Source organism: Streptococcus sp. 5004 (assembly GCF_013276755.1).
Lineage (GTDB): Bacteria > Bacillota > Bacilli > Lactobacillales > Streptococcaceae > Streptococcus.
Genome location: NZ_VMLP01000002.1, coordinates 1,640 through 22,519, shown reverse-complemented (window position 1 = coordinate 22,519; position 20,880 = coordinate 1,640). Strand labels below are relative to the sequence as shown.

The following is a 20,880-nucleotide window of genomic DNA, read 5'->3' as shown; positions in this document are numbered from 1 at the left end:
GCTTTCTAATTTATTAAATTTTCAGACTTGGTACCATATTAGCTTTTACTTTTGAGAATTATTTAGAATAGAACACCATCCGTTTTTCCTTTATAGGCTTTCCAAGTTCAAGGATTTTTTCTTGGCCATCAAAAGTAAAACCCATTTTTTGATAGAAAGCAATGGCGCGCTTATTATCTTTCAATACCCATAAGAAAATTTCAGAAAAATGATCAAGAGCAGTCAAAGCTGCTCTCACTAACTTTTGTGCAATGCCTTTTCCGTAATAGTCTTTTAAAACATATAAAGCAATAATTTCACCAGCTTGAATAGTCTCATCACGAAAATTACCATAACTGATAAAACCAACCACCTTCACGCCATCCATCGCAATCAATGTATTTTCTGGATACTTTTGACTAAAGAATCGGCATCTTTCTAATGTCATTGTCTCCTGAAATTCTGCAGGCAAAAGGTTATCATAAGCCTCTCTCCACGTTTGCCAGTGAACGAGGGATTTATCTTCTATCTCTTCAGGAGTTTCCATTGATTTGATAATAACCGTCATTTGTTTTCTTCTCCTTAATTCAACACCCTAACTTCCTTTGCCACTTTTTGTAGAAATTTTTGTCTTGTTGAACTTGTATTTACTTCACGGCCTAACTCTCCTAAGATTGAAACCCTCTTTGTTTTTATGCCACAGTGATTCAATACAGCATTCTTTAATACCGATATTCCATAACTGTCTGGAATGTTAATAGGACCTGAAAATACTTTGTACCACCAAGTTGGTGCCATAGAAGTTGCATAGATACTAGCTGTTTTTCCTTTTAGTAACTTTTTGAACTGTCTACCTCTCAAGTAGTTCAAAATAAAGCTTCCTCGATTATTTGCAGAGTATGCAATGCCTGGCGTAAAAACACGATCAATCCAGCCCTTCAATAGACTAGGCATACTACTCCACCAAATAGGATAAACAAAAATGAAATGATCTGCCCACTGGATTAATGATTGAGAGCGTAGAATAAACGGATCGTCCTCCATCCTTTGCCGATAACCATAACGTAAAACAGGATCAAACTCTTCCTCATTAAGATTAATCACTTCAAGTTCATGTCTCTTTGAGTCTATACTTTCTACAATCGTTTGAAAAATTGCTTGACAGTAACTTTCTTTATCAGGATGTCCATTAATAACTAAAATATTCATAAAATTCCCCTAATCCAACGCCTTGACTTCCAGCATCATATCACGAATCTGAGCTGCTAGTTCAAAGTCAAGCACTTCGACGGCTTCTTGCATTTGTTTTTCCAGTTTCTTAACAAGTTCTTTGCGTTCTTGTTTGTTGAGACTATTGATATCGACCTCTTTTTCTTCTTCCTTAGCAACTGCCTTGGTCACGGCAATCAGGTCACGGATTTCTTTCTTGATTGTCTGAGGCACAATACCGTGTTCTTCATTATAAGCCATCTGGATTTTGCGACGGCGGGCCGTTTCATCGATAGCACGTTGCATAGACTGGGTCACAGTGTCCGCATACATAATGACATGTCCCTCACTATTACGAGCAGCACGACCAATGGTCTGGATGAGTCCACGCTCGTTACGAAGGAAACCTTCTTTGTCAGCATCGAGAATGGCAACTAAGCTTACCTCAGGAACGTCAATCCCTTCACGGAGGAGGTTGATTCCGACCAAGACATCAAAGACACCCAAACGCAGGTCACGGATAATCTCTGTCCGCTCTAAAGTCTTGATATCCGAGTGCATGTACTTGACCTTGATGCCCATTTCCTTGAAGTAGTCGGTTAAGTCCTCTGCCATTTTCTTGGTCAAAGTGGTGATAAAGGTACGCTCATTTTTCTCAACACGGGCATTGATTTCACCTAAGAGGTCATCAATCTGTCCCATAGTCGGACGAACTTCCACCTCAGGATCCAAGAGTCCCGTTGGACGAATGATTTGCTCAATCACTGTCTCAGTCTGTTCATTTTCATAGTCACCAGGTGTCGCTGAAACGTAAACAATCTGATGGACATGACTCTCAAACTCCTCCCGACGGAGAGGACGATTGTCCAAAGCTGATGGCAAGCGGAAACCATAATTCACCAGCATTTCCTTACGAGAACGGTCTCCATTGTACATGCCTTTGATTTGTCCCATGGTCATGTGGCTCTCATCAATCATGATTAAGAAATCATCTGGGAAGAAATCTAAGAGCGTATAAGGAGGCTCACCCTCACTACGTCCATCCATGTGGCGTGAATAGTTTTCAACCCCGTTGGTGTAGCCCATCTCACGCAGCATTTCGATATCGTACTCTGTCCGTTGTTTCAAGCGCTGGGCTTCAAGCAATTTGCCTTCCTTTTCAAAGACAGCTAGTTGCTCTTCCAACTCTGCTTGAATCTTAGCAATGGCAACTTCCATGTGGTCGTCATTGGTCACAAAGTGAGTAGCTGGGAAAATCGCCAAATGATCCACTTCTCCCAATACCTGACCTGTCAGAGCTTCCACTTCACGAATACGATCAATTTCGTCTCCAAAAAATTCTACTCGAAAGGCATGCTCATCACGGGAAGCTGGGAAAATCTCCACCACATCCCCACGCACACGAAATCTTCCCCGTTGGAAATCAATATCATTACGTTCAAACTGGATGTCAACTAATTCATTCAAGAGTTTATCACGAGAAATTTCAAGACCTGGACGCAGACTCACAACACTGTCAGCGTATTCCTTGGGCGAACCCAAACCATAGATACAAGAGACAGAAGCCACGACGATAACATCGTTACGCTCAAGAAGGGCTGAAGTAGCTGAGTGGCGGAGCTTGTCAATCTCGTCATTGACAGAACTATCCTTCTCAATATAGGTATCACTAGAAGGGACATAGGCCTCAGGTTGGTAATAATCATAGTAAGACACAAAGTACTCAACAGCATTCTCAGGGAAAAATTCCTTAAACTCCCCATAAAGTTGTCCTGCCAGAGTTTTATTGTGGGCAATGACCAGAGTTGGTTTACTGACTTTAGAAATGACCTGACTCATGGTATAGGTCTTCCCTGTTCCGGTCGCCCCCATCAGAATCTGAGCTTTTTCTCCACCCTCGATATTATCAACCAACTGCTCGATAGCTTGGGGTTGATCTCCTGATGGTTGATATTTTGATACTAGTTTAAATTGATTATCTGTAATGCGATTGATCATAAGAATCCTCTCTCGATGTGCTATTCCTATTTTAGCATACTTGTAGCATTTTCACGAAGAAAAGGACGGACCGAAGTCACATCCTTTCATTTTCTTTCTTTAATTGATAAGCGAGATAAAGAATCAGCACAAACAAAATAATACTGGACACGATGGAACCCTCAATACCAAAAGACCCACCAGAAAGCCAGTCTTGATTGCCTTGTGGAGTAAATTTCATGATTGAGGTTCCTGAAGACTGACCACTAACTAATACTCCAAAGAGGTTTCCCTGTGCGAAATTCCAAGCTCCATGAATACCACCTATACCCCATATAGTATCTGTTTTAAGAAGATATAGGGACATGGCAACTCCGAATAAAAAGAGATCAATTGCAGATAAGAAAGTTATGCCTGGATTTCCTAAATGAAGTAAGGTAAAGAGACTACTAGATATGATAATAGCGACTTTAAGATTAGTTCTCTTAGCCAATTGTGGAATCAGCCAAGCACGAGTAACCAATTCTTCTGCCGTTCCTTGTAAAATCCAAAAAGGTATTGTAAATAAAGTAAAAGCTAGCGAATAAGTATCCAAGTGAATGGAGTCAAATTGATACTGCCCCAACACTACTAGTCCAGCCAAAGCAAGTATAAAGAGGGATAGACCAAGACCGTATCCTTTAAATAAGGCACTTAAAAAATTTTCTTTATAGAATCCCAAGGTTCGAATCGGTCTTTTCTCTACTTTTCTAGTCCATCTAAACACAGTTAAGATGATAAAACCAAAGGACAATAATTCAAATATTAAATGGATGTCACTTGTTTTATCAGATAAATTCTGAAATAACATTTGAAGGAAATCTGCAATTCTTTGACCACCCATACCAAGATTGCCAAATAGCCCGATCAATGCTAAAAAACTAAGGCCAAAAAATAGAGAAGATATGAACTCAGATATATAGACGAAAAATAGAGCTAACAAGGGGCTTGTGTAAATGTTTAAACTCATTTTTGAAGTTTGGAAGTCTTTAAATATTCTTTTGTTCTTCATATCTCTGTCCTCTTTTCTTCTATTATATACTATTATTATAGCACTTTGTGGTAGCAGTTCAAGAAAGAAAGAAAAGAAAAACAATGTTACATTTTCTGACACAAAAATATAAAAATTTGCCTTTTTTTACTTTTTCTGATATAATGGAAAAATATTCGGAAAAGGAGACTAAAAATGAAGAAAAAATTTCTAGCATTTTTGCTAATTTTATTCCCAATTTTCTCATTAGGTATTGCAAAAGCAGAGACGATTAAGATTGTGTCTGATACCGCCTATGCACCTTTTGAGTTTAAAGATTCAGATCAAACTTATAAAGGAATTGATGTTGACATTATTAACAAAGTCGCAGAGATTAAAGGATGGAATATTCAGATGTCCTATCCTGGATTTGATGCAGCGGTCAATGCGGTTCAAGCTGGTCAAGCTGACGCTATCATGGCAGGGATGACAAAGACGAAAGAACGTGAAAAAGTCTTCACCATGTCTGATACTTACTATGATACAAAAGTTGTCATTGCAACTACAAAGGCACACAAAATTAGCAAGTACGACCAATTAACTGGCAAAACTGTTGGTGTTAAAAACGGAACAGCCGCTCAACGTTTCCTTGAAACAATCAAAGATAAATACGGCTTCACTATTAAAACATTTGACACTGGTGATTTGATGAACAACAGCTTGAGTGCTGGTGCCATCGATGCCATGATGGATGACAAACCTGTTATAGAGTATGCCATTAACCAAGGGCAAGACCTCCATATTGAAATGGATGGGGAAGCTGTAGGTAGCTTTGCTTTCGGTGTTAAAAAAGGAAGCAAATACGAGCACCTAGTTACTGAATTTAACCAAGCCTTGGCTGAAATGAAAAAAGATGGTAGTCTTGATAAAATCATTAAGAAATGGACTGCTTCATCATCTTCAGCAGTGCCAACTACAACTACTCTAGCAGGATTAAAAGCCATTCCTGTTAAAGCTAAATACATTATTGCCAGCGATTCTTCTTTTGCACCTTTTGTTTTCCAAAACTCAAGTAACCAATTTACTGGTATTGATATGGAATTGATTAAGGCAATCGCTAAAGACCAAGGTTTTGAAATTGAAATCACCAACCCTGGTTTCGATGCTGCTATCAGTGCTGTTCAAGCTGGACAAGCTGATGGTATCATTGCTGGTATGTCTGTCACAGATGCTCGTAAGGCAACTTTTGACTTCTCAGAATCCTACTACACTGCCAATACTATCCTTGGTGTCAAAGAATCAAGCACCATTGCTTCTTATGAAGATTTAAAAGGGAAGACAGTTGGTGTTAAAAACGGAACGGCTTCTCAAACCTTCCTAACAGAAAATCAAAGCAAATACGGCTACAAAATCAAAACCTTCGCTGATGGTTCATCAATGTATGACAGTTTAAATACTGGTGCCATCGATGCGGTTATGGATGATGAGCCTGTTCTCAAATATTCTATCAGCCAAGGACAAAAATTGAAAACTCCAATCGCTGGAACTCCAATCGGTGAAACAGCCTTTGCCGTTAAAAAAGGATCAAATCCAGAACTGATTGAAATGTTCAATAACGGACTTGCAAACCTTAAAGCAAACGGAGAATTCCAAAAGATTCTTGACAAATACCTAGCTAGTGAGTCATCAACTGCTTCAACAAGCACTGTTGACGAAACAACTATCTGGGGCTTGCTTCAAAACAACTACAAACAGCTCCTTAGTGGCCTTGGTATCACTCTTGCTCTAGCTCTTATCTCATTTGCTATTGCCATTGTCATCGGGATTATCTTCGGTATGTTTAGTGTCAGCCCCTACAAATCTCTTCGTGTGATCTCTGAGATTTTCGTTGATGTCATTCGTGGTATCCCATTGATGATTCTTGCAGCCTTCATCTTCTGGGGAATTCCAAATTTCATCGAGTCTATCACAGGACAACAAAGTCCAATTAACGACTTTGTAGCTGGTACCATTGCCCTATCGCTCAATGCGGCTGCTTATATCGCTGAGATCGTTCGTGGTGGTATTCAGGCTGTTCCGGTTGGTCAAATGGAAGCCAGCCGAAGCTTGGGTATCTCTTATGGAAAAACCATGCGTAAGATTATCTTGCCACAAGCAACTAAATTGATGTTGCCAAACTTTGTTAACCAATTCGTTATCGCTCTTAAAGATACAACCATCGTATCTGCTATCGGTTTGGTTGAACTCTTCCAAACTGGCAAGATTATCATCGCCCGTAACTACCAAAGTTTCAAGATGTATGCAATCCTTGCTATCTTCTATCTTGTAATTATCACACTTTTGACTAAACTAGCGAAACGCTTAGAAAAGAGGATTCGTTAATGGCAAAATTAAAAATTGATGTAAATGATTTACACAAAAGCTACGGAAAAAATGAAGTTTTAAAAGGAATTACGACCAAGTTCTATGAAGGAGATGTTGTTTGTATCATTGGTCCTTCAGGTTCTGGTAAGTCAACTTTCCTTCGTAGCCTAAATCTTTTGGAAGAAGTTACTAGCGGTCACATCACTGTGAACGGTTATGACTTAACTGAAAAAACAACCAACGTTGACCACGTCCGTGAAAATATCGGAATGGTGTTCCAACACTTCAATCTCTTCCCACACATGTCTGTATTGGACAACATCACCTTTGCTCCTATTGAGCACAAGTTGATGACTAAGGAAGAAGCTGAAAAATTGGGAATGGAATTGCTTGAAAAGGTTGGACTAGCAGATAAAGCTAATGCTAACCCAGATAGCCTATCAGGTGGTCAAAAACAACGTGTGGCCATCGCTCGTGGACTTGCAATGAATCCAGACATCATGCTCTTTGATGAACCAACTTCTGCCCTTGACCCTGAGATGGTTGGAGACGTACTAAACGTTATGAAGGAATTGGCTGAGCAAGGCATGACCATGATTATCGTAACCCATGAGATGGGATTTGCTCGTCAGGTTGCCAACCGCGTTATCTTTACTGCAGATGGCGAGTTCCTTGAAGACGGAACACCTGATCAAATCTTTGACAACCCACAACACCCACGTCTGAAAGATTTCTTGGATAAGGTCTTAAACGTCTAAACTCAAACTGTAAGGATTTCCTTGCAGTTTTTTTCTATCTCGTATTGGATTTTTTGATTTTTCGGAAAATTATGTTAGAATTAAGTTTATGAAATGAGGTTTCCTCATACCTAGCAAGACTAGGAATAAAAATAGAAATTAGGTAGCTAGATGTCATCTAAGGTTATTGTTACAATTTTCGGTGCGAGTGGAGACCTGGCTAAACGCAAGCTCTACCCTTCCCTATTTAGACTATATAAATCCGGCAATCTTTCCGAGCACTTTGCTGTCATTGGAACTGCCCGTCGTCCTTGGAGTAAGGAATATTTTGAATCTGTTGTAGTCGAATCGATCCTTGATTTGGCAGATAGTACCGAACAGGCTCAAGAATTCGCTAGCCACTTCTACTATCAAAGTCATGATGTCAATGATACGGAACACTACATTGCTTTGCGTCAATTGCAGGCTGAACTAAATGACAAGTACCAAGCTGAACACAACAAGCTCTTCTTCTTGTCTATGGCACCTCAGTTCTTTGGAACTATCGCCAAACACCTCAAGTCTGAAAACATTGTGGATGGTAAAGGTTTTGAACGCTTAATCGTTGAAAAACCATTTGGTACAGATTATGCAACTGCAAGCAAGTTGAATGACGAACTCTTGGCAACATTTAACGAAGAACAAATTTTCCGTATCGACCATTATCTTGGTAAGGAAATGATCCAAAGTATCTTTGCAGTTCGCTTTGCAAACCTGATTTTTGAAAATGTTTGGAACAAGGATTTTATCGACAATGTTCAAATTACCTTTGCAGAGCGCTTGGGTGTAGAAGAACGTGGTGGCTACTATGACCAATCTGGTGCCCTCCGTGATATGGTACAAAACCATACTTTGCAACTTCTTTCTCTTCTTGCCATGGATAAGCCAGCAAGCTTCACAAAAGACGAGATCCGTGCCGAAAAGATTAAGGTCTTTAAAAACCTCTATCATCCAACGGATGAAGAGCTTAAAGAACACTTTATCCGTGGTCAATACCGTTCAGGTAAGATTGATGGCATGAAATATATCTCTTATCGTAGCGAGCCAAATGTGAATCCAGAATCTACAACTGAAACCTTTGCATCTGGTGCCTTCTTTGTGGACAGTGATCGCTTCCGTGGTGTTCCTTTCTTCTTCCGCACTGGTAAACGTCTGACTGAAAAAGGAACTCATGTCAACATCGTCTTTAAACAAATGGACTCTATCTTTGGAGAACCACTTGCTCCAAACATTTTGACCATCTATATCCAACCAACAGAAGGCTTCTCTCTTAGCCTAAATGGGAAGCAAGTAGGAGAAGAATTTAACTTGGCTCCTAACTCACTTGATTACCGTACAGATGCGACTGCAACTGGTGCTTCTCCAGAACCATACGAAAAATTGATTTATGACGTCTTAAATAACAACTCAACAAACTTTAGCCACTGGGATGAAGTTGGTGCGTCATGGAAATTGATTGACCGTATCGAAGAACTCTGGGCTGAAAATGGTGCCCCACTTCATGACTATAAAGCTGGAAGCATGGGACCTCAAGCAAGCTTTGACTTACTTGAAAAATTCGGTGCCAAATGGACTTGGCAACCAGATATCGCCTATCGTCAAGATGGTCGTTTAGAATAAAAAAATTTCCTGCAAGTTTGTATCTTGCAGGATTTTTGCTTCTGATTAGATTAAGCCTTCCAAGAGACCCTTCATAAAGTTTTCTGAGTTAAACTCTCCAATATCATCTATTTTTTCACCAAAACCAATCAATTTTACAGGAATATTGAGTTCTTCACGGATAGCTAGAACCACACCACCTCGAGCTGTTCCGTCAATCTTAGTCAAGACAATTCCTGTCAAAGGAGTGATTTTCGAAAATTCTTTGGCCTGTACCAGGGCATTTTGACCTGTTGATGCATCAAGTGCCAAGAAGGTTTCATGGGGTGCTTCTGGCACAACACGTTTAATGATGCGACCAATCTTTTCCAACTCAGCCATAAGGTTTTCCTTGTTTTGCAAACGACCAGCTGTATCAATCATAAGAATATCGATACCCTCAGCCACGGCACGTTCCATACCATCAAAAACCACACTGGCTGGGTCAGCTTTTTCAGGTCCAGTTACTACTGGAACATCAACACGACGGCCCCATTCAGCTAGCTGTGCTACTGCTCCTGCACGGAAGGTATCTGCCGCAACCAACATGACCTTCTTACCAGCTTGTTTAAAACGGTGGGCTAGTTTCCCGATAGAGGTTGTTTTCCCGACACCATTAACCCCAACAAAGAGCATGACTGTCAAGCCATCTTGGAAATGGATACTTTCATCGTAGTTGCCATCCTTTTCATACAGCTCAACCAATTTCTCAATGATGACGCGACGAAGTACGTCAGGTTTCTTGGCGTTTTCGAGCTTGGCTTCGTAGCGTAGCTCCTCAGTTAAGTTAGAAGCGACTTGGACACCAACGTCACTCATGATCAGCAGTTCTTCCAATTCCTCGAAGAATTCTTCGTCAACAGAGCGAAAGTTAGCAAAGAAGGCGTTCAAGCGAGCACCGAAGCCCGTACGAGTCTTCTTAAGACTGCGATCATATTTTTCCTGAACGGTTTCTTCTGCTTGAGGAGTTTCTGGTTCAAGCACTTCAGAATTATTTTCTTCCACAGCTTCTTCAAGCTCAGGGTTCTCTTCCTCTGCGACTTCTTCTTGTTGAACTTCTACAACTGGCTCTAAATTCTTATTTTCTTCAACTGTATCTTGGATTTCCTCTTCTTGGAGCACAGCTTGTTCAACAATTTCAACTTCTGCTTCTTCTTGAGAAACTTCCTCAGCTTCTGTAAGGGCAGTCTCAGTAGCTTCAGATAAATCAAGATTTTCCAGAGCTTCTTTTACAACTTCTTCGATTTTAGGTTCTTCTTTTTTTCCGAATAGACGGTCAAACAATCCCATATCTTAGTTCTCCTTTAGCACGTATTCTTCGATTGCCCAAGCAACAGCTTCTTCATCATTGGTCATAGGAGTCACAACATTTGCAACCGCCTTGACTTCAGGAACAGCGTTTTGCATGGCAACACCGAGCCCTGCCCACTCAATCATAGAAAGGTCATTGGCCTCATCACCACAAGCCATGACTTGGCTTTGGTCTATTCCCAAATGACTGATTAGTTTTGCCAAACCTGTTGCTTTATGAACATTCTTTGGTGACCACTCTAGCAACATTTCACGTGATTTAAAGATTTCATATTGTTCAAACAATTCTGGAGAAATCTTCTGAATAGCTGCATCCAAGGGTCCTTGAGCAAAAGCAGTCACGCATTTGTTGTAGGTCATTTGACTAGAAAGGTCTTCAAAGTCAACTGGTACAAAAGTTAAAGCTGGATTGAATTTGGCATAAAGACTGTCTTGGTCTGATTGGATTTGATAAACTGTTCCTTCTGAGATGGCATCAAGAGGCAGTGATAATTTCTCTGTTTCTTCATACAAGCGTGCCACATCATCATATGAAAAGACTGTTTTATCAAGGATTTCACCTGTATTTTTCTGAACCAAACCACCATTAAATGTAATCGTATACTCATCTTCCTGGCCGTCAGTCCCTAGCTCATGGAGAAAGAAATCCATAGCTTTTAAGGGACGACCAGTTGTCAATACAACCTTAATACCACGATCACGCGCAACTTTCAAGGTTGCCTTGGTACGATCCGTCAGCCTTTTATCAGTAGTCAGCAAGGTCCCATCCAAGTCCAATGCAATCAATTTTATATCTGCCATTATAAGCCCTCCATATAAGCTATAACCGACTGGTCCTTATGGTGACCAATTACAGTCTCTGCTAATTCTAAAATTTCAGGTCGTGCATTCTCAGGAGCTACAGGATGTCCCACAACCTGCATCATGTGCAAGTCATTAAGATTGTCTCCAAAAGCCATAACCTGATCCATTGTGATACCAAGTTTTTTAGCCAATTCAACAATGGCCACTCCCTTATCGACATAGTCCAGAACAATATCAATAGATTCAAAGCCAGTTGTCATGGCCTTAACACCAGGAACATGTTCATTGACCCAAGCTTCTCCAGCTTCCAGCGTTTCTTCTGTGAAGTTGGTCGTAAATTTGAAAATGTCATCAGTGATATCTTCTAAACTCGCTACTTTTTGGATATTTTCATTATAATGCTGGCTCTCTTTCAAATAGGTCTCATCAACCGTATTCAGAACATAAGAGCCTTTTTTCCCTGTTAAAAGCAATTTATTGATATCGACATAAGGTGACGTTTTCAGTTTTTCAAAAGTTGCCAGATAAAAGTCACGAGACATGGTCGCTTCATACAAGTCCTGACCTTGATATTCGACCAAACTGCCATTTTCCGCGATGAAAATAATGTCATCACGAACATCAGCAAATAATTTTTCTAGAGACAGAAATCCTCGACCCGAAGCTACCGCAAAGTAAATCCCTTTTTCCTTGTAGGAAGCTAAGAGAGACTTGAGGCGGTCCATATCAAAGCGCCCATTCCCATCTAGGAAGGTTCCATCCATATCCGTTGCTACTAGTTTAATTGTCATCCTTCAATACTTTCTAAATCTTTTAACTTAACTGAAACAATCTTTGAAACACCTGATTCTTGCATAGTCACTCCATAGATAGAATCAGCCGCTGCCATGGTTCCCTTACGGTGAGTCACGACAATAAATTGACTGTCTTTATCAAAGCGATTGAGGTAATCCCCAAAACGTTTAACATTAGCTTCATCCAGCGCAGCTTCCACCTCATCCAAGATAACAAACGGGATAGTCTTAACTCGAATGATAGAGAAAAGCAAGGCTAGAGCTGATAAGGCTTTCTCCCCACCACTCATGAGGTTGAGAGACTGGATTTTCTTGCCTGGTGGTTGAACAGAAATCTCAACCCCAGCTGTCAGTAAGTCTCCCTCAGTCAAAATCAAGTCAGCCTGACCTCCGCCAAACATCTGCTTGAAGGTCACTTTAAAGGACTCACGGATGGCCTCAAAGGTTGATTTAAAGCGTTCCTTGACCTCATCATTCATCTCTGTGATAGTTTCAAGAAGCAGATTTTTCGCTGACAAAATATCATCTCGCTGGCTATTTAGGAAATCCAGACGATTGTGGACTTCTTCGTACTGTTCAATAGCATCTAAATTGACAGAACCCAGTGAGCGAATAGTCTTCTCTAAATCCTTAACCTCTTGCTCTGCCAGATTGAGATTTTCCAACTCATGAGACTTTTCTAAAGCTTCTGTATAGCTAATCTGATACTGGTCTGTTAATTGACTTTGTAGATGGCGCAAGCGCTCGCTGACCTTTTCTTTCTTGGCTTCAGCACGTGTTTGCTTGCGAATCCACTCCTCATTCTGCTGGCGAGCCTGATCCAAATGACTAGCAATATCATCCAGTTGCCCTTCAATATCATCCAACTCAAACTGCTTGCGAATCAAACCTTGTTGGAGATTTGTTTTCTGGTTTTTTGCTTCTTCAACCTGTTGACTGAGCAATTCTGTATCAACCTTCTCCAGATTATCAACCTTTTCTTGAAGAAGGCGCTGGATTTCCTCTTGTTCGATATCTAAATTGTCCAATTCCTTGCCTAAACGCTCAATATCAGCCACTTCATAACGTTTTTGCCCTTGCAGTTCTGTCTTAAGCAAGCGTGCTTGCGCCACCTCTTCCTGCAAGTTTTGATAGCGTTCTTGGATGGCGTTTTTGTTGGACTTAATCTCTTCAATCTCAGCTTCCAGATTTTGCTTTTCACTGGCAATGGTAGCAAGGCGCTCTTGGCATTTTTCCTTATCTGCTTGCCAATCTCCCTCAGTAAGACGATCTAATTCCTCTTCTTGAAGTTTCCAAAGAGTTTCCAGTTCTTCAACTTGCTGACTGGTCTGCTGATAAGCAAGCGATAAGCCCTGCTCCTGAATACGAGCCTGCTCTCCTTGAGATTTGATAGCTTCTAATCTTTCAGTTAATACTGCCATCTGGTCTTGCAAGGTCTTCAAAGCCACCTCTTCAGAACGCAAGCTTACTTCTTCTTCAGCAATTTCTTTTTGTAATTGCTCCAGTTCTGGCTTGATAAAAATACTGTTGTTCTGGCGATTGGCTCCACCTGCATAAGAACCACCTGTGCGCAACTCTGTCCCATCCAATGTCACCATACGAACCTGATAACGAACCTGTCGAGCAGCCGCACGCGCATGTTCTACTGTATCAAAGATAGCCGTCGTAGCTAGCAAGTTCTTGAAAATGGCTTCCAGTCTAGTATCGAAAGTAACTAACTCGTCTGCCATGCCCAGAAATCCTGGACTTGCAGCAATATCATCTTGGTTCTGACTAGAAATCGTACGCGCCTTGATCGTTGTCAAAGGAAGGAAGGTTGCGCGACCATATCTGTTTCGTTTGAGAAAATCAATGGCCCTAGTTGCTGCATGTTCATCTTCCACAATAATATGCTGACTACTGGCTCCTAGCGCGATTTCCAGCGCAGTTTGATAATGCACATCAAAGCTCAGATGCTCACTAACAGCACCAATAATCCCACCAAGGCGATCTTTTTCTTGGAGAACACTCTTAACACCTGCATAAAAGTTACTGTGATTTCTAAGGATATTTTCCAAACTCTGAGCTCTGGCCTGCTTGTTTTTGAGATTATCCAGACGGTCAAAGAGTTGACTTTGTTGAGCTTGATAGGAAGCTTTCTGCTCTTCTTGCTTCTTGGCAATAGCTTGATAGTCGGCCAATAATTTCTGAACCTGCTCCTTGGCAGTTTCAAACTCTTCTTTTTGCTGACTAGCCTTCTCTTTAGCTGTAGCCAGCTGTTCTTTCAGTTTTTGTAGCTGATCTGCTTGTTTTTGAGAAAGCTGACGGCTATTTTCCAACTCATTCTCAATACGAGTCAGTTGGTTTGAGACATCCGCTTCTTCTTGTAAAAGAGCTACAAAGCGTTCGCGTAAGAGCTCAATCATTTGATCAGGATCATCTGAAAAAGCTAGCAATTCAGCTTCTAAACGATTGAGTTTTTGATTATTTTGGACTAGATTTTCTTCTAAGAGAGCTATAGAGCTTTCCTTATCAGATTTTTCTTTGCTGAGTGAATTTCTCTTATCCTCCAAAGCAGCCAAACGAGCTTGTGCTTCCTGTTGATTCAGGGCTACTTGCTCAGATTCCAGTTTCGATAGGGCTAATTTTCTCTCTAAATCACTAATTAGACTGGTCAAATCCATCAAACCACCCTGATCTTTGGCCATTTCAGCCTGTAAATCTTGCCGTTGCTTTTTAAGAGTTTGATTTTCTTCTTCTAATTTTTCACGCTTTTGGTAGTAGCTCGTCAAGAGTTCCTGAACCTGTGCCAACTCTTCTTCTGTCAACTCTAGTTCAGCCTTATTTTCCTTGATTTGAGCAACCAGCACGTCTAAATAAATAGCCTTGCGTTGACCTTCCAAATCTAAAAACTTACGGGCATTCTCAGCTTGCTTCTCAAGAGGTTTGATTTGATTATCCAACTCGTAGATAATGTCCTCTAAGCGGTCTAAATTATCCTGAGTTTGTTGCAGTTTACTCTCAGTTTCTTTTCGACGAGTCTTGTATTTCAAAACTCCAGCAGCCTCTTCAAAAATAGCTCGGCGTTCCTCAGGCTTGGAATTAAAAATCTCCTCAACCTTCCCTTGGGAAATAATAGAGAAGGAATCTCGTCCCAAACCTGTATCCAAGAAAAGGTCATGAATATCACGAAGACGAACTTTCTTGCCGTCAATCTTGTATTCGCTATCACCACTACGATAGATATGGCGTTCCACCCTGATTTCTTGACCTGCATCCTTGATAAATCCATCATTATTATCCAGAGTCACAACAACAGAAGCATAATTGAGCGGTTTGCGACTTTCTGTTCCAGCAAAAATGACATCCGGCATCTTGCCCCCACGGAGACTCTTAACACTTGACTCCCCCAAAGCCCAACGCAGACTTTCTGTAATATTCGACTTTCCAGATCCATTGGGTCCAACGACTGCCGTCACACCTCGGTCAAAGACGACCTTGGTCTTGTCAGCAAAAGACTTGAATCCCTGAATTTCGATTTCCTTTAAATACATGAATCCAGCCCTTTCTCAACGGCATTTTTGGCAGCTTCCTGCTCTGCTAATTTCTTAGAACGACCTTGACCTTGACCAATGCTCTTACCTTCAACGAGAACTTCTACATCAAAAACCTTATCGTGGGCAGGACCCGTTTCAGAAATTACCTGATAACGAATAGCCACATCCCCATTGACCTGAAGCAACTCTTGGAGATGGGTTTTGTAGTCTGTAATCATCTCAAACTCGCCTGCTTCAACCTTAGGAATCATGACTTGATAGATAAATTCCTTGACCTTGGCCACATCCTTGTCCAAAAGAAGGGCACCTAGAAAGGCTTCAAAGGCATCACCAAGAATGGTGTCACGATTGCGTCCCCCAGATTTTTCTTCCCCCTTACCTAGCTTGATAAACTGGTCAAACTGGCAATCACGCGCAAAACCAGCCAAACTCTCCTCACGGACAATCATAGCACGGAGTTTGGACAAATCACCCTCAGACTTTTTAGGATATTTTTTATACAGATATTCTGAAATCAATAACTGTAGAACAGCGTCTCCTAAAAATTCCAAGCGCTCATTGTGTGAAATTTTTAAGAGGCGGTGCTCATTGGCATAACTCGTATGAGTAAAGGCAGTCTCCAGTAACTTTTTATCTGCAAATTCGATTGCAAAATGGTTTTTAAGTACAGTTTGTAATTCTTTCATACCAACCTCTTTCTAACTGATAACAGTCCTTTTTATTATATCAAAAAAAGCCCCCTGAGTCACTTTAAAACGGGAGAAAACAAGAGACTAAAGGGAACTTATCGACTACTATTAAAATGGAAAAATATTAGAATAACGGGTAAAAGTTATTTACTTTAAGCTACCAGCCAAGGGAAATCGTTTCAAACTGACAACCTAAGCGTCGCAATTCTTTTTGACGGTCCTCGTAGTAGGGGAGGGAAATGCCCGTGATGGTCACATGGGGCAGGTCTTTAAGGTGCAGGCTAACGGATGAGGTAAAATGATAGACATGAACGAACTCGTATTCTTGGATGAGTTGGGCTAGGACATCTTCAAAGATCAGCTCCGTCTCCAAGTAAGTCACGTTTGGAATAGTGAAGGTTTCCTTGGGATGAGGCAGATAGAGATCAATTGCCAAGGCCTTGGCATAGGTACTGATAAAACGGATGGAGATCTGATCGTCCTCTTCAGAGAACTTTTGCCCCAACAGGATCTTGACCGTCTTACCATTTGAGACGGGTGCTTGTGGCAGGTCAAAAAAATGCTCCAGATAAACAAGCTTTTCTCTAGCTACGACATGGTAGTCACTGCAATAGAGGGTATAGTGCTTTTCCGTCCGCTCAATCAAGTCATCTCTGGTCAAGCCCAAAGGTCCCACCTGAATAGGTTGAAGAGGGAGGGCATACATTCCCAAAGGGTAAATATCCGCATAGCCATCATCAAAACTCATGAGGTGATGGTAATTTGAACTAGCAACCAAGTCCAGAATCAAGCTATTGTCAAAGCTAGCATAAAAGATGGTGTCATAGTCGCCAGCAAGCTCCTGACAAATCTGAGCCAAGTCCTCTGCATCCTGAGGATAGTGAACATGGTCAAAATTCTTAGCATAATGCTCCTGACGAGCATTTTTTACAGGACTGACATAAAGGCTAACAAAGTCCTGATCAAGATAGAATCCTTTGATATGCTGTGCAATCTTGGCCTGCAAGGGCGTTGTAGCAATTATAAGATTTTTCATCTCTTTGATTCTCCTAGGTGGTGATGTTGTAACAAGGTCTCAACGACTTCAAAGTCCAAGGCATCGTCGATATCATAAGAATAGAGTTTGGGCATTTCATAGGCTACTGTCTTATCTGTGTAAAAGGTCTCATCTCGTAGGTAACGATCCTTGCGAGAAATCCAGATACTACCGTTTGGATAGTAATAGACAGGTTCTTTCTGCCGAGCATAGTGCTTGGAAACCTGAGGCGGACGGATAAATGACGACTCCGCTAATTGCAAGTAAAGACTACGACTCTTGTCTGCCATAACACAGGAAATCAGATGGTCGGCGCCAGACTGACAGTATAGTTGATAGGACTCGACGAGGTGCTCCACTTCTCTCAAGGGTGAGGTCACCTGTAGATTCACAAAGACCTGCTCTTCCTCAAAGGGCTGTAAAAAGTCTCGCAAGGTCTCTAAACTAGAGGTTGTTGCCAAAGCCAACTCTTTTGGTCTGTGGACACAATGAATCTCTGGATAGGCTTGATGACAGAGTTCGAGATAGGCTAGTGAGTCTGAGGAGATCCAGATTTCACTAAATAGCTTGGAGGCTAGAGCGACTTCTATAGTATAGAATACCAAGGGTTTGCCTGCAAGCGGTTTGATATTTTTATCCACTAAGCCACGTGAACCCGAACGGATCAAAATGACGGCTATGGGTTTAGATGTTGCTTTCATATAGTCTTCCTAGAAATGAAATAAAGAGGGCAGATAGGGTGGTGATGATGCTATTTAACCAAGTATTGGAGTTGGCGAATAAACCACTGTAATGATAGAGAAACAAGGCTCCTAGACTAAAGACCAGATAGATTTTGGCCAGTTGTAAGCTCGGTCTTTTTAGGAGTAGGATCAAGAGGTACAAACCACCCATCACACCTAGTGTCAGACCCATAAAGCCGTTAATCCATTCGTAGATGGAGTAAATTTCTGCATTCATGAGTAAGAGGCAGAGAAGTCAAGACAGACCTGCTATGACAAAGGACAGGAGGCTTGGTGACCAGCGAATCTTTGACCAAGTGAAATCCAACTTCAAGCAGGTCACAATTGCATTCATACTGGATGAGATAGTGGATTGACCCGCTACAAGAGAGCCAGCAGGATGAAACTGCTAAACAAAGGTGCTAATCAGATAGAGTAAACTGACAATCCCAAAGGACAATAGTCCCTGTAGCCATAAGATTTTTCCAATTTTTCGACGCCCCATTTTGCTGTTAAAATGTTGGACAATATACTGCGAAGAAACGTAGGAAAACAAGCTACTAAAACCTGCTCCTGCAACTAAGATAAAGACCGTCTTCCCATCCAGCGTCTCTGCAAAGTGAGATAGCTGTTGACTGCTATTCATGACTAAAACAGATTGGGTAATTCTTGGTAGAAAAAGGGCCAATATAGCCAGTAGGACCAAGCCCTGAAAGAAGTCCGTCCACAGCACAACCAAAAGACACCACCCCTTGCCAGATAATAGACCGTCAAGAGAAAGAGTAAACCAGACAAGATCAGCTAATTGATAGGGGTAAAGGGCGCTAAGGTTTGAGACAACAAGTAGGTCACCACTGCTATTCGCCCCAACTGGTAAATGATGAAAAGTCCTGAGGTCAGTGAACGAATGCCAGTCGATTGAAACTTGTCCTCTAAAAGATGATAGGCTATCTCATAGTTTCCCTTTTGATAGAGGGGCAGAAAATAGCGATGAGCTAGTGGAATGGCTAGAAAGATGCCAAACTGGGCAAACCAGAGATATGACCTGCCTGTATAGGCATTCTCCACCAGAGTCAGAAAGGAAATGGGGTTGAGCAAGGTTGCAAAGACTGAGAAGGCCAGAACTGTCACAGGAACAGCTTTCTTAACCTGATAATAATCCTCCTCTCTCCCTTTTTTCCGATAAGCAGTCCATGAAATCAAGCAGAAATAGAGCAATAGGATAACTAGAATTCCCTATCTAGTAGTTCACGATAGCTTTGGGCCACTGTCCCTAGTGAATAGTGAGCCGCTAGGGCAATATTTTCTGCATTTGACTGGCGATAGCTCGCCTGCTCCATCTCTTCTATCATTTGAATCAATTGTCCCTTATTCTGGAAGAGACGAATGGCATTTGACTGATTGGCGTAAAAACGATGAGCAATATCAACATCTGATAGCAAGGCTAGTAAACCATGGCTCAAAGCTTCTACACAGGCATTTGAAAATAACTCAGTATAACTAGCAGACAGATAGCATTGGTGTTGATTATAGGGAACATTATCCACCATTCCTTTTAATTGAATTGTTGGTGGGAGGTTATACTGATTCCGAAGTTGCTGTAATCTTTTTTCTGATCCACCATAAAAGGTAATATGAACATTTGAGCCACGTTTATATAATTCCGTAAAAACTTCAATAACCAGATCAATATTCTTTATTTCCTCCATATGCCCCACTAAACAATAGTCTAAAACAGGACCGATTTCTTTAACTTTCCCTTTCTTTTCTGTAAAAATGGGAGCTAAAAATATTGCGTTATAATCTAGCTGACGCAATGATTCTGTTAGCAATTCACTTGCAACTAGATAGTTATTCTTTTTTCTTAGATTTGCGTTAGAAAGATTTAGTTTCACATTTGAATGTATCATTTCATAATATTTTTTTCCAGTATTCTCCATATATCTCCAGAGACTAGGCTTAGGTATAATGTGCTGATCACGGATAATTAAATCTTTATCTTTGATTGTATCAATTAAAAATGTAATAAGCAAATCTTCTTCAGAATAGATAATACCATCTTTTCTAAAAATATATTCTGGATAGAATATAGAAACAGGAGAAGGTTCTATGAATGGGTCTATGAAACGTCCCTCAAGTGCTAAGTCTCCGTTTTTATGAAACCACTGTAACTCTTTTTCCTTAAAACTTTCAAAAAGAAATGGACCACTTGTATAATAGTAACGACCTGATCCATCTCCTAACGTAAGAGAAGAGACAAAACCATCTGCAGTGAGTTCAACCGTATCACCATCTGATAAATTGAGAGTTTCAGGCTTAACCGATAAGGAATCATGCCCTATATCAGAAAAACTATGAGGAACACAAATCAATTCCTTTTCTAAAAATCCAAGTTTTTTTAAATCAGCTTTCCAGTCAGGTCTAACTTGTGGATTTGTCACAAGCTGTAGATAATCCCATCCTAAATACCTTGCTATTTTTGCACGATAAAATTGTGTAGTTTCATAACCATATCTTTGCTTTTGTGTAAAAGCATGAAGCGTAATAATTCTTGACATATTTCTCTCTCCTATTTTCATTTGACAAAAGTGAAAAATCTCCCCTCACAAAAAGGGAGAAAAGATTTTTCATCTCTTAAAATTGAAGTTCTGATAGAGTTACTTTAAAATAATAATTTTCTATCAGTATCATCAAATCTCGATATAAAATAATTTCTTATAAAAATTCCAAATATAGCAGTATAGAATATTTTATTTAGAAGCTATTAAAAATCAAATCATGCTCAATAATCTATTTGAAAATAATTAAATAGACCTTTAAATAGATGCCCTGAATGATTACATAGATAAAATAACATAGAGATTATTCCGATTCTTCTTTTTTCTTAAATAACCCTAATGCCAATCCTGTTACCATAGCTAGTAATCCCATAGTTGATACATTAGTATTTTTTTCTGTACCAGTATTTGGTAGTTTTTCTTCTGATATCTTTGATTCTGGCTGGATACTATTTGAATTTTCTGGCTTAGGCTCTGG

Annotated in this window: 18 protein-coding genes; 3 read left to right on the top strand and 15 right to left on the bottom strand. The window is 40.5% G+C overall.

Going from position 1 to position 20,880, the window contains the following annotated elements; genetic code table 11:
* Positions 1-58: 58 nt before the first annotated feature.
* The 4 genes from HT685_RS00280 to HT685_RS00265 form a co-directional block, all read right to left on the bottom strand.
* On the bottom strand, positions 59-547 hold the full coding sequence (locus HT685_RS00280) for a GNAT family N-acetyltransferase (protein ID WP_173225846.1): 489 nt from the start codon (positions 545-547) through the stop codon (positions 59-61).
* 14 nt (positions 548-561) lie between these two features.
* The gene (locus HT685_RS00275) at positions 562-1,188 is read right to left on the bottom strand and encodes an NAD(P)H-dependent oxidoreductase (protein WP_173225844.1); all 627 of its coding nucleotides are present in this window, start codon (positions 1,186-1,188) and stop codon (positions 562-564) included.
* A 9-nt stretch (positions 1,189-1,197) separates the two neighbouring features.
* Positions 1,198-3,186, bottom strand: a complete 1,989-nt coding sequence (uvrB, locus tag HT685_RS00270) for an excinuclease ABC subunit UvrB (protein ID WP_173225842.1) — start codon at positions 3,184-3,186, stop codon at positions 1,198-1,200.
* A 76-nt stretch (positions 3,187-3,262) separates the two neighbouring features.
* Complete coding sequence (locus HT685_RS00265) at positions 3,263-4,216, bottom strand: CPBP family intramembrane glutamic endopeptidase (RefSeq protein ID WP_173225840.1); 954 nt, start codon at positions 4,214-4,216, stop codon at positions 3,263-3,265.
* A gap of 174 nt (positions 4,217-4,390) precedes the next feature.
* Between HT685_RS00265 and HT685_RS00260 the strand changes: the two genes are divergently transcribed.
* The 3 genes from HT685_RS00260 to zwf all read left to right on the top strand — a co-directional run bounded on the left by HT685_RS00260 (position 4,391) and on the right by zwf (position 8,934).
* Complete coding sequence (locus tag HT685_RS00260; RefSeq protein WP_173225838.1) at positions 4,391-6,556, top strand: ABC transporter substrate-binding protein/permease; 2,166 nt, start codon at positions 4,391-4,393, stop codon at positions 6,554-6,556.
* The gene (locus tag HT685_RS00255) at positions 6,556-7,296 is read left to right on the top strand and encodes an amino acid ABC transporter ATP-binding protein (protein ID WP_084887071.1); all 741 of its coding nucleotides are present in this window, start codon (positions 6,556-6,558) and stop codon (positions 7,294-7,296) included. The genes HT685_RS00260 and HT685_RS00255 overlap by 1 nt, the downstream gene beginning before the upstream one ends.
* A gap of 150 nt (positions 7,297-7,446) precedes the next feature.
* On the top strand, positions 7,447-8,934 hold the full coding sequence (gene zwf, locus HT685_RS00250; protein WP_173225836.1) for a glucose-6-phosphate dehydrogenase: 1,488 nt from the start codon (positions 7,447-7,449) through the stop codon (positions 8,932-8,934).
* A 45-nt stretch (positions 8,935-8,979) separates the two neighbouring features.
* On the opposite strand, the gene ftsY is transcribed toward zwf, so the two are convergent.
* The 11 genes from ftsY to HT685_RS00205 form a co-directional block, all read right to left on the bottom strand.
* Positions 8,980-10,242 carry a signal recognition particle-docking protein FtsY gene (ftsY, locus tag HT685_RS00245; protein ID WP_173225834.1) on the bottom strand — a complete coding sequence of 421 codons (1,263 nt, stop codon included), beginning with the start codon at positions 10,240-10,242 and terminating at the stop codon, positions 8,980-8,982.
* 3 nt (positions 10,243-10,245) lie between these two features.
* Entirely contained in the window at positions 10,246-11,064 is an 819-nt protein-coding gene (locus tag HT685_RS00240; RefSeq protein ID WP_173225832.1) for a Cof-type HAD-IIB family hydrolase, read from the bottom strand.
* The gene (locus tag HT685_RS00235; protein ID WP_173225830.1) at positions 11,064-11,858 is read right to left on the bottom strand and encodes an HAD family hydrolase; all 795 of its coding nucleotides are present in this window, start codon (positions 11,856-11,858) and stop codon (positions 11,064-11,066) included. Before HT685_RS00235 ends, HT685_RS00240 begins: the two co-directional genes overlap by 1 nt.
* A complete protein-coding gene (gene smc, locus HT685_RS00230) occupies positions 11,855-15,394 on the bottom strand; it encodes a chromosome segregation protein SMC (protein WP_173251362.1) in 3,540 nt (1,179 codons plus the stop codon). The genes HT685_RS00235 and smc overlap by 4 nt, the downstream gene beginning before the upstream one ends.
* A complete protein-coding gene (gene rnc, locus HT685_RS00225; protein WP_173251364.1) occupies positions 15,385-16,083 on the bottom strand; it encodes a ribonuclease III in 699 nt (232 codons plus the stop codon). Before rnc ends, smc begins: the two co-directional genes overlap by 10 nt.
* A 160-nt stretch (positions 16,084-16,243) precedes the next feature.
* Complete coding sequence (locus HT685_RS00220; RefSeq protein WP_173251366.1) at positions 16,244-17,122, bottom strand: glycosyltransferase family 52; 879 nt, start codon at positions 17,120-17,122, stop codon at positions 16,244-16,246.
* Positions 17,119-17,823 (bottom strand): acylneuraminate cytidylyltransferase family protein, encoded by a 705-nt coding sequence (locus tag HT685_RS00215; RefSeq protein ID WP_173251368.1) that lies wholly within the window; start codon positions 17,821-17,823, stop codon positions 17,119-17,121. The genes HT685_RS00220 and HT685_RS00215 overlap by 4 nt, the downstream gene beginning before the upstream one ends.
* Positions 17,807-18,082 carry a hypothetical protein gene (locus HT685_RS10010; RefSeq protein ID WP_240148084.1) on the bottom strand — a complete coding sequence of 92 codons (276 nt, stop codon included), beginning with the start codon at positions 18,080-18,082 and terminating at the stop codon, positions 17,807-17,809. Before HT685_RS10010 ends, HT685_RS00215 begins: the two co-directional genes overlap by 17 nt.
* Positions 18,083-18,253: 171 nt before the next feature.
* Positions 18,254-18,583 (bottom strand): hypothetical protein, encoded by a 330-nt coding sequence (locus HT685_RS10005; RefSeq protein WP_240148085.1) that lies wholly within the window; start codon positions 18,581-18,583, stop codon positions 18,254-18,256.
* A 62-nt stretch (positions 18,584-18,645) separates the two neighbouring features.
* Positions 18,646-19,047 (bottom strand): hypothetical protein, encoded by a 402-nt coding sequence (locus tag HT685_RS10000; protein ID WP_240148746.1) that lies wholly within the window; start codon positions 19,045-19,047, stop codon positions 18,646-18,648.
* Between the two features lie 23 nt (positions 19,048-19,070).
* Positions 19,071-20,402, bottom strand: a complete 1,332-nt coding sequence (locus tag HT685_RS00205; RefSeq protein ID WP_173251371.1) for a glycosyltransferase — start codon at positions 20,400-20,402, stop codon at positions 19,071-19,073.
* Positions 20,403-20,880 lie beyond the last annotated feature (478 nt).